Raw genomic sequence first — 13,610 nt, forward strand, 5'->3', positions numbered from 1 at the left:
CCCTGAGGAATGCCCGCCAAGCCCAAGCAGCTCGATGCGGCTCCGGCCGAGGCGGCGGCCCAGAGCGAGGGCGGCCTCTCCGGGATGCTGGGCGGGCTGCTCGGCGGAATCTTCGGAGGCGGGGAGGGGGCAGCCAAGGGGGCCGCCAAGGGGACCGCAAAGGGGGAATCCAGGGGCCGCGGCCGGCGCCCTCCTCCGAGCCTCGCCGAACAGGTCCTCGGCAACGCCGCCCGCTCGATGGCGCGCAAGGTCGGCACCGAGGTGGGCGACGCGATCCTGCGGAACGTGCTCGGCGGACTGACGAAGCGATAGAGAGGCTGGGCCGGTGGTCGGCCGGTACGAGGTCAAGGAGGCGATCAATGAGCTGGAACCCCGCCCTGGAACCTGGATGCCCGAACACGGTCGACATCGACGCCATCGAGACGCTGATCGTTCCCCGCGCCCACGATCTTGGCGGGTTCGCGGTGCGTCGGGCACTGCCGGCGCCCACACGCCAGATGGTCGGCCCCTTCATCTTCTTCGATCAGGCGGGACCGGCCGAGTTCATCACCGGCACGGGTGTCGATGTGCGCCCACACCCGCATATCGGACTCGCGACGGTGACCTACCTGTATCGCGGGGAGTTCCAGCACCGCGACAGCCTGGGCACCAACCAGACGATCCTGCCGGGCGCGGTGAACTGGATGGTCGCCGGACGCGGGGTCACGCATTCCGAGCGCACGACGGCGGAAACCCGCAGGGCGCCCCACAGCCTCTACGGCATCCAGACCTGGGTCGCCTTGCCGGAGAGCCACGAGGATGCGGCGCCGAGCTTCGAGCATCACGGCAAGGCCACGCTGCCGATGATCGAGGATGGCGGCGTCAGTCTGCGCCTCATCCTCGGCCATGCCTACGGGGAGAGGGCGCCCGCCAACGTCTTCTCCGAGACCTTCTATGCCGACGTGACGCTTGCACCCGGCACGCGCTTCCCGCTGCCCGACGACCACGAGGATCGCGGCCTCTATGTGGTCGAGGGCTCCATCTCGATCGCCGGGCAGGATTTCGAGGCCGGCCGCATGATGGTGTTTCGACCCGGTGACCGGATCACCGTGTCCGCCGGCCCGTCCGGTGCCCGCCTGATGGCCCTCGGCGGCGCGACCTTGAGCGGCCCCCGCTACATCTGGTGGAACTTCGTGTCGTCGAGCCGCGAGAAGATCGAGGCGGCCAAGGAGGAATGGCGGCGCGGGGCCTGGGGCGAGGGGCAGTTCGACCTGCCGCCGGACGACCGGGCCGAGTTCATCCCGCTCCCTTGACGGGACCGCGCGAGCCGGATCCGGCATTGACAGGCCCGACCCGGCAGACTATCCGCCCCTTACCGCGCGGCTTCCTCGACGAAGTCCGCGCGTTTCGCGTTCGCGCGCTCACGGCCACGGTTCTCGAAGCCAAGCCCGGGTGACGCGGATGACCTGAACAAGAAGACGGCCCAGGCGCCTCGCGGTGCCGGAGGTCGGCAGAGAACACGAGAGACAACGATGTTCGCAGTCATCAAGACCGGCGGCAAGCAGTACCGCGTTGCCGCCAACGACGTCATCACCGTGGCCACCCTCGAGGGTGAGGCCGGCGCCTCCGTGACCTTCGGCGACGTGCTGCTGTTCGCCGACGGCGAGGCCACCCAGATCGGCACCCCGCTCCTGTCGGGTGTCGGCGTCACCGGCGAGATCGTCCAGCACGGCCGCACGCGGAAGGTCATCGCCTTCAAGAAGCGCCGCCGCCAGAACTCCCGCCGCCGCCGCGGTCACCGTCAGGACTTCACGGTCGTGCGCATCACCGAGATCAGCGCCGGCGGCAAGACCTCGAAGGCCGAGCCGCGCAAGACCCGGAAGGCCGAGCCGGCCGCCGCCGAGTAATCGGCCGCCCGACCGAACGCAGATCTGAGAGAATTTCCGGAGCAATCCCATGGCACATAAAAAAGCTGGCGGCTCGTCCCGCAACGGCCGCGACTCCGCGGGCAAGCGCCTCGGCGTCAAGAAGTTCGGTTCCGAGTCGGTGATCCCGGGCAACATCATCGTGCGCCAGCGCGGCACGAAGTGGCATCCCGGCACCAATGTCGGCATGGGCAAGGACCACACCCTGTTCGCCCTGGTCGAGGGCAAGGTGCAGTTCGAGACCCGGCGCGGGCGCGAGTTCGTAGCCGTAGTGCCGCTGGCCCAGGCCGCGGAGTAACCGGCGGACGTTTGTCGCTGACGACGAAGCGAGCGTCCCGCCGGTGTCCCACACCGAACCGGCGGACGGTCGCTGAAGGCTTCCCTCGAAGAGGCCCGGCGGATCGGAATGCGGGGGAGGATGGGGCACCATCCTCCCCCTTCGTCGTCCCGGACGGCGCCGCGGCGCCGACACCTGAGCGGACGCCCATGTTTCCCGATCTCACCCGCGACGATGTCTTTCGCATCGAGACGAAGCGGCTCTGGCTGCGCTGGCCCACGGCGCGGGATGCCGAGGCGGTCTCGCGGCTCGCGGGCGACCCCGCGGTCGCCGGCATGACCGCCCGGATCCCGACGCCGCTGCCCCTGCACGAGGCGGAGGGCTTCGTGATCCGGGCACGTGCCGCCAACACCGCAGGCGAAGGCTTGATTCTGGCGATCTGCCGGCGGACGAACCCCACTGGCCTGATCGGCATCGTCTCGGTCGAGGACCGGCCGGAAGAGCCCGAGCCGCATCTCGGCTACTGGCTCGGGCGGCCCTTCTGGGGCGACGGGCTGATGACGGAGGCGGCAGGCGCGCTGATGGAGGCCTATTTCTCCTATGCCGGCGGCAAGGCCCTCGCCTCCGCGGCGATGGTCGGCAACGGGGCGTCCCGGCGCGTGCTGGAGAAGTGCGGTTTCGATTGCACGGGCGAATCGGCCCCGGTCTTCGAAGCGCGGGGCGGCCCGATGCCGAGCCATAGCTTCCGCCTCGACCGGGCGGCCTGGCTGGCCCGGCGCGAGGCCGCACCGGAGGGCCGGGCGTGAGGACGCGCAGGGTCGCCGGCATCGGCGCGGGCCTGACGGCCCTCGCCCTTGCCGGGCTGATCGTCACGATCACCCGCGAGGCGACGCCTCCGCCGATCCAGCCGGCGGCGGCCCCCGCGCCGAAGCCGGCGGGAGAAACGCGCCTCTACTGCGAGTTCTACAATTTCGTGGGCCGCAGCCCGAAGGTCGGGTTCTACTTCGCCGGGCCCGCCGAGGGCGCGACGGAGTACGGACAGCTGTTCCAGACGGAAGCGGACGGGACGCAGACCGTCTTCGACAAACGGCCGGCCTGGACCTACGACAGGAGCGGCGAGGCGCCGACCTTGCGCTCGCCGGACGGGGCGATCCAAATCAACCTCTACGGCGATCACGGTGCCAACGGGCGCCAACCGGATCGCGGCGGATGGTTCGAGGCGGGCCTGCGCAGCGTTCAGTACCTCAATCTCGACGGCCAGTGCCGTCGGACCGATAGCTGACCGGCCCAACCGGTCTCACAACCCGAGGGTCGTACCGTGAAATTCCTCGACGAAGCCAAGGTCTACGTCCGCTCCGGCGACGGCGGTCCCGGCTGCGTCTCGTTCCGGCGGGAAAAGTTCATCGAGTTCGGCGGGCCGAACGGCGGCGACGGCGGGCGGGGCGGCGATGTCTGGATCGAGTGCGTGCAGGGTCTCAACACCCTGATCGACTACCGCTATCGCCAGCATTTCAAGGCCCGCAAGGGTGAGCACGGCATGGGCTCGAACTGCCACGGCGCCAAGGGCGACGACGTGGTGCTCACGGTGCCCGCCGGCACCCAGGTCTTCTCCGAGGACGGCGAAACCCTGATCGCCGACATGACCGAGATCGGTCAGCGGGTGCGGCTGGCCAAGGGCGGCAATGGCGGCTTCGGCAACGCCTATTTCACGACCTCGACCAACCGCGCCCCGCGCCATGCCAATCCCGGCCAGGAAGGCCAGGAGATGTGGCTGTGGCTGCGCCTGAAGCTCATCGCCGATGCCGGCCTCGTCGGATTGCCGAATGCGGGCAAGTCGACTTTCCTGGCGACCGTCACCGCCGCCAAGCCCAAGATCGCCGATTATCCCTTCACCACACTGCATCCGGGCCTGGGCGTCGTGCGCTCGGATGCCCGCGAATTCGTGCTCGCCGACATTCCCGGCCTGATCGAAGGCGCGCATGAGGGCGTCGGCCTCGGCGACCGCTTCCTCGCCCATGTCGAGCGCTGCCGGGTGCTGCTTCACCTCGTCGAGGGCACCAGCGAGCATGCGGGCAAGGCCTACAAGCTGGTGCGGCGCGAGTTGGAGGCCTATGGCGAGGGCCTCGCCGACAAGCCCGAGATCGTCGCCCTGTCCAAGGCCGACGCCCTCGATCCCGACACGCTGAAGGACCAGCTCGCCCGGCTGAAGCGGGCGGCGGGGGTCAAGCCGCTCGTGCTCTCGGCCGCTTCGGGGCAGGGAGTGCAGGAGGCCCTGCGCGCCATCCAGGCGCAGCTCGATGCGCAGGACGCGCCCGACGAGGCGGCGGAGCCGGCCGAGCCCTGGCATCCGTGAGGCGACGGAGAGCGGCGCTACGCCTCACGCCGCAGCAGGCGACCGATTTCGCCGCTCCGTTCTACAGTGAGACCATGCGTACGAGCCTCGCCCTTCTCCTGATTCTGGCCTCCGTCCCCGCCGCACGGGCAGAGGACGAATGCTCCGCCCTGATCGACAGGGTGCAGGCGGCCACCAAGGCCGAGGTCGCGCAGCGCAGCACCGACTTCGCCCGCTTCGATGCCGGCCCGCAGACCTCGCTGACACTGTCCTGTGCCGGGGCAAAATCCTCCTCGGTCGGGGCGCAGTACCGGGGCGAATCGCCGCCGGACGCCTATGAGGACCTGTTCGTGCGGGCGGGCCATGCGGTCACGGGCATCGACCCGGAGCGGTTGCGGGAGGCGACCCGGCAGGCCCGCGAGCAGGCGCAGAGCCGGCGCCACAGCGTCGTCGAGGTCGCCGGTGCCCGTCTCACCTGCGCGGTCATGAAGAAGGACGACGGACCACTGACGCTGTGCGCCGTCATTCCACGCGGCGACTGATCCGGTTTCCGCTTGATGGGAGCGGGAACCGTATCGGCAAGCCTGCGCGGCACTTGAGCGTGACGCCGTCCGCCATCCCGAAGGGGTCAACCGGATGGCGTATGACAGGCCGCCTCACGCAATCACCGATCCCGGAAGAGGTGTCGGGCTCTGCCCGACGCCCGCCAGAGGGATGCCCCTCTGTGAGATCCTCAATTACCCTGTCCCCGAGCCGTGCAGCACCGAGGGCGCCGGATCGTCGCCGTCGAGGGTGCGGGCCACCGCGCGGGCGACGGTGAGCAGGGCCGTCACCATCGGCGTGGCCGGGTCGCGCCGGGGGGCGACGAGGCCGATGGCGTGGCGCAGGTCGGGCTCGACGATGGGGATCGCCCGCAATCCCTCGGTAGGCCCGAGGGCGTCGGCCAGGATCGCCGGCATCACGCTCGCCCATTGCAGGGTGCGCACATGCGTCATCAGCACGACCATCGAATTCGATTCCAGCGTCGGCGCGGGCTCGCCGCCGGCCGCGCGCATCTGCTGGTCGATGATGCGGCGGTTCTGCATGTTGGGCGTCAGCAGGCAGAGCGGGATCTTGGCGAGCTCCGCCCAGGTGACGCTGGCCCGGTCGTCGTAAGGCCCGCCCGCCGCCGTGAGGAGCTGGTAATGCTCGGTGTAGAGCGGCACGGCGGTGACGCGTCCGAGGGGCTCGTTGTCGAGATAGGTGAGACCGGCATCGGCTTCGAGGTTGTCGATCAGCGAGAAGATCTCTTCCGAGGTGGTCGAGAGTACGCTGAAGCGCACATTCGGGTAACGCGCCCGGTACGGCGTGGTGAGCGCCGCCACCATCGGCAGGGCGGTCGGGACGGCGGCAATGCGCAGATGCCCCGAGAGGCCCCGGCGCAGAGCGGCCACGTCGTCCTGCATCGCCCGGGTGTCGCCGACGATGCGGCGGCTCCAGGCCAGGACCCGGTCGCCCTCCGGCGTGAAGCCCTGGAAGCGCGAGCCCCGCTGGACGAGGCGCACGCCGAAGCGGTCCTCCAGGCTCTTCACCCCCGCCGAGAGGGTCTGCTGGGTCACGCCGCAGGCTTCCGCCGCGCGCCCGAAATGATGTTCGCGGGCGAGCGCCAGCAGGAATTCCAGCTTGTCGATCACGTCACGGCCGTCCCGTCGCCCCGAGGGAAGGGCGGTTGCCCATCGTGGTAGGACGAGGCCGGGACGCTCTCAAGCCACCGAGGGCTTGCATCACCCGGCGTCGCTGGCGCCCTCGCCCGCGAGTTGCGGATTGCGGGTGGCCGGACGGACCGGGCTTTCGCTGGAGGGCTCGCCCTCCAGCGCCTTGCGCACCAGCGCATCGAGCCGGTCGCCGACCTCGTCGGCATAGGCTGCGAGGTCGCGGCGCATCTTCGGCGTCCAGAACGCCACGATGTGCTTGTGGATGCCCGCCACCGCCTCGTCCTCCGGATAGGACCGGAAGAACAAGGCGATCTGGTTGGCCATCCGCACCAGTCTGTCGTTGGGGGTCGTCGCACTCATGCCCGCACTCGGCTTTGTCTGGATCGGGGCGCTCGGTCCAACCCCTGTCCCTCATCCGAGGTGCCCGCCTTGGCGGGCCTCGAAGGAGGGTTTCAGGACTTGCAGCGCTGTCTGGAGCCCTCCTTCGAGACCTCCGCTTCGCTCCGGCGCCTCAGGATGAGGGGGATGGGTGGGAGAGCCGGAGCGGATGTCGCGCCGCCTCTCCCCAAAAATTACTCCGCGGCTTGCGCGATGCGGGTGAGCGAGAAGTCTTCCTCGTAGAACTTGGCCTGCCAGTCGGAGGGCCGGTTCGTGCGCCGCACCTGCACCGCCGTCACCTTGTATTCGGGGCAGTTGGTGGCCCAGTCCGAATAGTCGGTGGTGATGACGTTGGCGCCGGTCTTGGCATGGTGGAAGGTGGTGTAGACGATGCCCGGTTGCATCCGCTCCGTCACCTTGGCCTTGAGCGCGATGTCGCCCGAGCGGCTCTCCAGCGAGACGAGGTCGCCATCGACGATCCCGCGCATCTCCGCGTCGAAGGGGTGGATCTCCAGCACATCCTCCTCGTGCCAGCGGGAATTCTCGGTGCGCCGGGTCTGCGCGCCGACATTGTACTGGGACAGGATGCGGCCGGTGGTGAGGATCAGCGGGAACTTGCCCGTGGTCCGCTCGTCGGTCGCGACGTACTCGGTGATCATGAAGCGGCCCTTGCCGCGCACGAACCGGTCGACGTGCATCATCGGGGTGCCGAGCGGCGCCTTCTCGTTGCACGGCCACTGGATCGAGCCGAGCTCCTCCAGCTTCTGGTAGGAGACGCCGGTGAAGCTCGGGGTGAGCCGGGCGATCTCGTCCATGATCTCGGAGGGGTGGCTGTAGTTCATCTCGTAGCCCAGCGCACGGGCGAGCATGATCGTGCCCTCCCAGTCGCCGTAGCCGCCGAGCGGCGCCATCACCTTGCGCACGCGGCTGATGCGCCGCTCGGCATTGGTGAAAGTGCCGTCCTTCTCCAGGAACGAGGCGCCCGGCAGGAAGACGTGGGCGTATTTCGCCGTCTCGTTCAGGAAGATGTCCTGGATCACGATGCACTCCATGGCCTTGAGGCCGGAGGTAACGTGATGGGTATCGGGGTCTGACTGAGCGATGTCCTCGCCCTGGATGTACATGCCCTTGAACGAGCCGCCGACGGCCTCGTCCAGCATGTTGGTGATGCGCAGGCCCGGCGCGCTGTCGAGCTTGGCCCCCCAGATCGCCTCGAAGCTCTCGCGGGTGGCGTCGTCCGAGACGTGGCGGTAGCCGGTCAGCTCGTGCGGGAACGAGCCCATGTCGCAGGAGCCCTGCACGTTGTTCTGGCCGCGCAACGGGTTCACGCCGGCACCGACCTTGCCGATGTTGCCGGTGGCCATGGCGATGTTGGCCATGCCCATCACCATGGTCGAGCCCTGGCTGTGCTCGGTGACGCCCAGCCCGTAATAGATCGCCGCGTTGCCGCCGGTGGCGTAGAGGCGGGCCGCCTTGCGGATCTCCTGCGGATCGACGCCGGTGATGGCTTCAGCCGCTTCCGGCGAGTTGCGCTCCTCGGCGATGAACCGGGCCCAGGACTCGAACTCGGCGAGGTCGCAGCGCTCGCGGACATAATCCTCGGCGATCAGGCCCTCGGTGACGATGACGTGGGCGAAGGCGTTGATGAAGGCGACGTTGGAGCCGGGTTTGAGCGGCAGGTGATGGTCGGCCTTGATGTGGGGCGACTTCACCAGATCGATCTTGCGCGGATCGGCGACGATGAGGCGGGCGCCCTCACGGAGCCGCTTCTTCATGCGCGAACCGAAGACCGGGTGACCGTCGGTCGGGTTGGCGCCGATGACGAGGATCACGTCGGATTCCTCGACCGACTTGAAGTCCTGGGTGCCGGCGGAGGTGCCGAGCGTGGACATCAGGCCGTAGCCGGTCGGCGAGTGGCAGACGCGGGCGCAGGTATCGACGTTGTTGTTGCCGAAGGCGGCGCGCACCAGCTTCTGGACGAGGTAGGCTTCCTCGTTGGTGCAGCGGGACGAGGTGATGCCGCCCACCGAGTCCTTGCCATACTTGGCCTGGATCCGCTTGAACTCGGAGGCGGCGTGGTTGATCGCCTCCTCCCAGGAGACCTCGCGCCACGGATCCGTGATCTTCTCGCGGATCATCGGCTTGGTGATGCGGTCCTTGTGGGTGGCGTAGCCGTAGGCGAAGCGGCCCTTGACGCAGGAATGGCCCTCATTGGCCTTTCCGCCCTTGTACGGCACCATGCGGATGACCCGGTCCCCCTGCATCTCGGCCTTGAAGGCGCAGCCGACGCCGCAATAGGCGCAGGTCGTCACCTCGGAATGCTCGGGCTGGCCGTATTGGTGGACCGTCTTCTCCTGCAGGGTCGCGGTCGGGCAGGCCTGGACGCAGGCGCCGCAGGACACGCATTCCGATTGCATGAAGTTGGTCGGACCCGCCGCCACGCGGCTGTCGAAGCCGCGGCCGGCAATGGTGAGCGCGAAGGTGCCCTGCGTCTCCTCGCAGGCGCGGACGCAGCGGTTGCAGACGATGCACTTCGACGGGTCGTAGGTGAAGTAGGGGTTCGACTCGTCCTTGGGCAGGTAACGGTCGGAGGACGGCTTGACGTGGTTGTCGCCGTCATAGCCGTAGCGCACGTCGCGCAGGCCGACCTGGCCCGCCGTGTCCTGCAGCTCGCAATCGCCGTTGGCGGCGCAGGTCAGGCAGTCGAGCGGGTGGTCGGAGATGTAGAGCTCCATCACGCCCTTGCGCAGGCGGTGCAGCTTGTCCGACTGCGTGTGCACGACCATGCCGTTCTCGGCCGGGGTGGTGCAGGAGGCGGGCGTGCCGCGCCGCCCCTCGATCTCCACGAGGCACATGCGGCAGGAGCCGAAGGGCTCCAGCGAATCCGTGGCGCAGAGCTTCGGGATCTTGGTGCCCATGTGCATGGCGGCGGCCATGACCGAGGTGCCGGCGGGCACCGTCACGCTCTCGCCGTCGATGGTCAGCGTCACCGTCTGCTCGTTGAGCCGGATCGGGGTGCCGTAGTCGATTTCCTTGATGAGGGTCATCGGTGGCCTCCTCATTCGGCCGCGACGGGCAGATCGCCCGCGCGCCGGAAGTCATCGGGGAAATGGGTGATGGCGCTCATCACGGGCATCGGCGTCAGGCCGCCCATGGCGCAGAGCGAACCGTCGGTCATGATCTCGCAGAGATCCTCGACCAGCTTGAGATTGGCCTCCGGGCGGATGCCGGAGATCACCTTGTCCATGGTCTCGACGCCGCGGGTGGCGCCGATGCGGCAGGGGGTGCACTTGCCGCAGGATTCGGTGGCGCAGAACTCGAAGGCGAAGCGGGCCTGCTTGGCCATGTCCACGGTGTCGTCGAACACCACGATGCCGCCATGGCCGACGAGGCCCTTCTTGGCCGCCATCGCCTCGTAATCGAGGGGGGTGTCGAGCAGGTCGTCGGGGAAGTAGGCCCCGAGCGGACCGCCGACCTGCACCGCCCGCACCGGCCGGCCCGAGGCCGTGCCGCCGCCGAACTCGTCGATGACCTGGCGGATGGTGATGCCGAAGGCGTACTCGATCAGGCCGCCATGCTTGATGTTGCCGGCGAGCTGGATCGGCAGGGTGCCGAGGGAGCGGCCCATGCCGTACTCGGCATAGGCCTTGGCGCCGTGTTCCATGATCCACGGCACCGCCGTGAAGGTCATCACGTTGTTGACCAGCGTCGGCTTGCCGAGGAAGCCCTTCAGCGCCGGGATCGGCGGCTTGGCCCGGACGATGCCGCGCTTGCCCTCCAGGCTCTCCAGCAGCGAGGTCTCCTCGCCGCAGATATAGGCGCCGGCGCCGAGCCGCACTTCCAGGTGGAAGTTTTTGCCACTGCCCAGGATGTTGTCGCCGAGAACGCCGGCCTTCACGCCGTTGGCGATCGCGTCGCGCAGGGTCTTGAAGCTCTGCGGATACTCGGAGCGGCAATAGATGTAGCCGCGCGTGGCCCCCGTCGCGACGGCGGCGATGGTCATGCCCTCGATCAGGTTGAAGGGGTCGCCCTCCATCATGATCCGGTCGGCGAAGGTGCCGGAATCGCCCTCGTCGGCGTTGCAGACCACGTATTTCTGGTCCGACTTGGCCAGCATCACCGTGTTCCACTTGATGCCGGCCGGGAAGCCGGCGCCGCCGCGCCCGCGCAGTCCCGAATCGCGCACCTGGGCGACGATGCCCTCGGCATCGAGCTTCAGCGCGGCTTCCAGGCCGCGATAGCCGCCATGGGCCCGGTAATCCTCGACCGAGACCGGATCGACCACGCCGCAACGCTGGAAGGTGATGCGGTGCTGACGCGCCAGGAACGGAATCTTTTCGGGATCGCCGAGACGGAGCGGGTGCTCGCCGCCCTCGGTCAGGCCGGCCTCCAGCAGACCCTCGACATCGGCCGGGGTCACCGGGCCGTAGGCGATGCGGCCCTCGGGCGTGGCCACCTCGACCATGGGCTCCAGCCAGAGCAGGCCGCGGGTGCCGGTGCGGACGATGCGCACATCGAGGCCGCGACGCTCGGCGCCGGAGAAGATCGCGCGGGCGACGCGGTTGGCACCGAGGCCCAGGGCGACGGCATCCTGCGGGACGTAGACGGTGATGCTCACGCGCGGGCCTCCTTGAGGGCGGCGTCGAGGGATTCGCTCGTCAGGCGGGCGAGGGGCTCGTCATCGACCAGGGCGGCCGGGCCATTGGCGCAGAGGCCGAGGCAGTAGACCGGCTCGACGGTCACGCCGTCGGCGCTGGTGCCGTGCCAATCACAGCCCATGCGGGAGAGGATCTCGCCGTGCAGGCGATCGGAGCCCATCGCCTGGCAGGCCTCGGCCCGGCACAGCTTGACGTGGTGCCGGCCGGCCGGCGGCTCACGCCTGAAATCGTGGTAGAAGGTCAGGCAGCCATGAACCTCGGCGCGGGAGAGGTTCAGAGCGTCGGCGATCATCGGCACGGCCTCCGCGTCGACGTAGCCGAACGTCTCCTGCAGAGCATGCAATATAGGGAGAGTCGCGCCTTCGAGAGTCTTCAACTCGGCGACGATCCCAGCGGCCCGCGTGGCGTTCCAAGGCTCGGGACTAGCCATGTTTTCCTGCCCAACTTGGTTTTGTTCTAAGGCCAGATCCAACCAAAGTCGGCACTAAAGTTCAATCAAGCTGTCGCGTGAAACGACAAAATTTTTCGATCAAACGGGTCGATTTGCAGTGCATCATTCCCGCGAACGGGGATCAAAAAATTTTTGAATTCTGCTTCAAACTTTTCTTGTCGGCATTTTTGCGCCGTCCCCCTGCACCCGAGCCGGAGCCAGAGTGCCTTTTCCATCAAGACGTTCGACAACCTGCGATGAGCCCCCGGACAGGTTGGGCGCCGGGGACGACGGCAACCGAGTTCGTCTTGCGAGCGGGGGTTCGTGCGACCCGTGCATCGCGCGGGCGGCAGCCATGCCCGCCGTGACGGCGGGGATCGGGGATGAAAGACCGAAGTCCGGCGGCGCCGGCCGGGAGCGCGACCGGTCTCATCCCAAATCCGGTGATCCCTTCGGGATGGCGGATTGGGGCTTCGCTCACACGCCGCGTGGGCTGGCTGAGACGCAACCCGCTCCGATCGATCGGAGTCGGTATCAGGACTCCAGCGCGGCGTAGGTCAGCACCCGCAACTCGCGCCGCAGGGGCAGGGCGGAGGAGGGGACGAGTTGGGTCATCAGCACCACCGCCATGTCCTCGTCCGGGTCGATCCAGAAGGAGGTGCTCGCCACCCCGCCCCACGAGACCTCGCCCGGCGTGCCGACGATCTGGGCGCGCGCCGGATCGAGCATCACCGAGACGCCGAGCCCGAAGCCGATGCCGGCATAGGAGGATTCGGCGAAGCGCGGCTGCCCCATGGCGGCGAGATCGCCCGGCAGGTGGTTCGTCAGCATCAGCTCGACGGTCTTGCGGCCGAGGAGGCGCACGCCGTCGAGTTCGCCGAGATTCAGGATCATACGGCAGAAGCGCAGGTAGTCGCCGGCCGTCGAGACGAGGCCGCCGCCGCCCGAGGCCAGGGGAGGCGGCGTCAGGAAGCGGCTGCCGACGCTGTCGTCGTAGAGGCGAAGACGGCCCTCCCGGTCGAAAGCGTAATTGGCGGCGAAGCGGTCCCGCTTCTCCTGCGGCACGAAGAAGTCGGTGTCGTGCATCCTCAGCGGGCGCAGGATGCGCGCGCGCATGAACTCCCCGAAATCCTGGCCGGAGACCACCGCCACGAGATGGCCGAGCACGTCGGTGGCCACCGAGTAGTTCCACTCGGTTCCGGGCTGCGCCAGCAATGGCTGCCGGGCCAGCCTTGCCACCAGCTCGCCGAGGGGCAGGTTCGAGGTCTGGAAGTCGATCTCGTCCCGGCGATAGAGCGCATCGACGAGGGTCGCCTCCATGAAGCCGTAGGTCAGGCCGCTGGTATGGGTGAGCAGGTCGCGGATGGTGATGGCGCGCAGCGCTGGCTCCGTCTCCAGCCTCGCCCGGTTGCCGCCGGTCATCACCAGCATCTCGGTGAATTCGGGCAGGAAGCGGCTGACCGGGTCGTCGAGCTGGAAACGGCCCTCCTCGTAGAGCATCAGCACCGCCAGCGAGGTCAGTGGCTTCGTCATCGAGTAGATGCGGAGGATCGTGTCGGCGGTGAACGGCCTGCTCCGGGCGAGGTCGGCCTGGCCGTGGGCGCGGAAGAAGGCGGTCTTGCCACCGCGCATCACGGCGACCGAGAGGCCGGCGAGGCGCCCGGTCTCGACGTAGCGCCGCATCCAGGCATCGACCCGCTCCAGCCGGTCGGGACACAGCCCGACTTCCTTGGGATTCGTTTCGACCTCGATCGGCATGCCCGGTCCTCCCACGCGTCTCCGCCCCCTCGTGTAGCGAGAGGCAGCGGAGGGCCACAACCCGCCCCGCCGCCCGCCACCGGGCGCGTTGCGGCGCCGGCCCGGGGATGGGCCGCCGGGCCCCCGGCGTTGGTTCCGGTGTCGCCGGTTTGTCGCGCCGGCCGCCCGTGCTAGAGCAG

General features: G+C 68.6%; 12 protein-coding genes and 2 pseudogenes. 8 read left to right on the plus strand and 6 right to left on the minus strand.

Translation table 11 applies throughout. The features are described 5' to 3' along the window. Positions 1–9: 9 nt before the first annotated feature. The 8 genes and pseudogenes from MZTS_RS20790 to MZTS_RS20825 all read left to right on the plus strand — a co-directional run. Positions 10–312: pseudogene (locus MZTS_RS20790) on the plus strand (ATPase); the annotation flags it as partial. Between the two features lie 47 nt (positions 313–359). Beyond that, entirely contained in the window at positions 360–1,292 is a 933-nt protein-coding gene (locus MZTS_RS20795; RefSeq protein WP_009866402.1) for a pirin family protein, read from the plus strand. A 219-nt stretch (positions 1,293–1,511) separates the two neighbouring features. After that, positions 1,512–1,820 (plus strand): annotated as a pseudogene (gene rplU, locus MZTS_RS20800) (50S ribosomal protein L21); the annotation flags it as partial. Positions 1,821–1,935: 115 nt separating this feature from the next. Beyond that, positions 1,936–2,202, plus strand: coding sequence for a 50S ribosomal protein L27 (rpmA, locus tag MZTS_RS20805; protein ID WP_009866400.1), 267 nt, complete (start codon positions 1,936–1,938; stop codon positions 2,200–2,202). A 188-nt stretch (positions 2,203–2,390) separates the two neighbouring features. After that, a complete protein-coding gene (locus tag MZTS_RS20810; RefSeq protein ID WP_192285260.1) occupies positions 2,391–2,987 on the plus strand; it encodes a GNAT family N-acetyltransferase in 597 nt (198 codons plus the stop codon). Continuing rightward, positions 2,984–3,463 carry a hypothetical protein gene (locus tag MZTS_RS20815; RefSeq protein ID WP_192285261.1) on the plus strand — a complete coding sequence of 160 codons (480 nt, stop codon included), beginning with the start codon at positions 2,984–2,986 and terminating at the stop codon, positions 3,461–3,463. Before MZTS_RS20810 ends, MZTS_RS20815 begins: the two co-directional genes overlap by 4 nt. Positions 3,464–3,499: 36 nt before the next feature. Beyond that, positions 3,500–4,534 (plus strand): GTPase ObgE, encoded by a 1,035-nt coding sequence (obgE, locus tag MZTS_RS20820; RefSeq protein WP_192285262.1) that lies wholly within the window; start codon positions 3,500–3,502, stop codon positions 4,532–4,534. Positions 4,535–4,608: 74 nt separating this feature from the next. Beyond that, entirely contained in the window at positions 4,609–5,055 is a 447-nt protein-coding gene (locus MZTS_RS20825) for a hypothetical protein (RefSeq protein ID WP_192285267.1), read from the plus strand. A 195-nt stretch (positions 5,056–5,250) separates the two neighbouring features. On the opposite strand, the gene MZTS_RS20830 is transcribed toward MZTS_RS20825, so the two are convergent. The 6 genes from MZTS_RS20830 to MZTS_RS20855 all read right to left on the minus strand — a co-directional run bounded on the left by MZTS_RS20830 (position 5,251) and on the right by MZTS_RS20855 (position 13,425). Then, entirely contained in the window at positions 5,251–6,186 is a 936-nt protein-coding gene (locus MZTS_RS20830; RefSeq protein ID WP_192285263.1) for a LysR substrate-binding domain-containing protein, read from the minus strand. A gap of 90 nt (positions 6,187–6,276) precedes the next feature. Then, positions 6,277–6,567 (minus strand): formate dehydrogenase subunit delta, encoded by a 291-nt coding sequence (locus tag MZTS_RS20835; protein WP_009865332.1) that lies wholly within the window; start codon positions 6,565–6,567, stop codon positions 6,277–6,279. Positions 6,568–6,779: 212 nt separating this feature from the next. Further along, on the minus strand, positions 6,780–9,632 hold the full coding sequence (fdhF, locus tag MZTS_RS20840) for a formate dehydrogenase subunit alpha (protein ID WP_192285264.1): 2,853 nt from the start codon (positions 9,630–9,632) through the stop codon (positions 6,780–6,782). An 11-nt stretch (positions 9,633–9,643) separates the two neighbouring features. Then, positions 9,644–11,203, minus strand: a complete 1,560-nt coding sequence (locus MZTS_RS20845; RefSeq protein WP_192285265.1) for an NADH-ubiquinone oxidoreductase-F iron-sulfur binding region domain-containing protein — start codon at positions 11,201–11,203, stop codon at positions 9,644–9,646. After that, the gene (locus tag MZTS_RS20850; RefSeq protein ID WP_192285266.1) at positions 11,200–11,673 is read right to left on the minus strand and encodes a formate dehydrogenase subunit gamma; all 474 of its coding nucleotides are present in this window, start codon (positions 11,671–11,673) and stop codon (positions 11,200–11,202) included. Before MZTS_RS20850 ends, MZTS_RS20845 begins: the two co-directional genes overlap by 4 nt. Positions 11,674–12,207: 534 nt before the next feature. Then, a complete protein-coding gene (locus MZTS_RS20855; RefSeq protein ID WP_192285268.1) occupies positions 12,208–13,425 on the minus strand; it encodes a serine hydrolase in 1,218 nt (405 codons plus the stop codon). Positions 13,426–13,610 lie beyond the last annotated feature (185 nt).

It is taken from the genome of Methylorubrum zatmanii (assembly GCF_014845115.1).
GTDB lineage: Bacteria > Pseudomonadota > Alphaproteobacteria > Rhizobiales > Beijerinckiaceae > Methylobacterium > Methylobacterium zatmanii.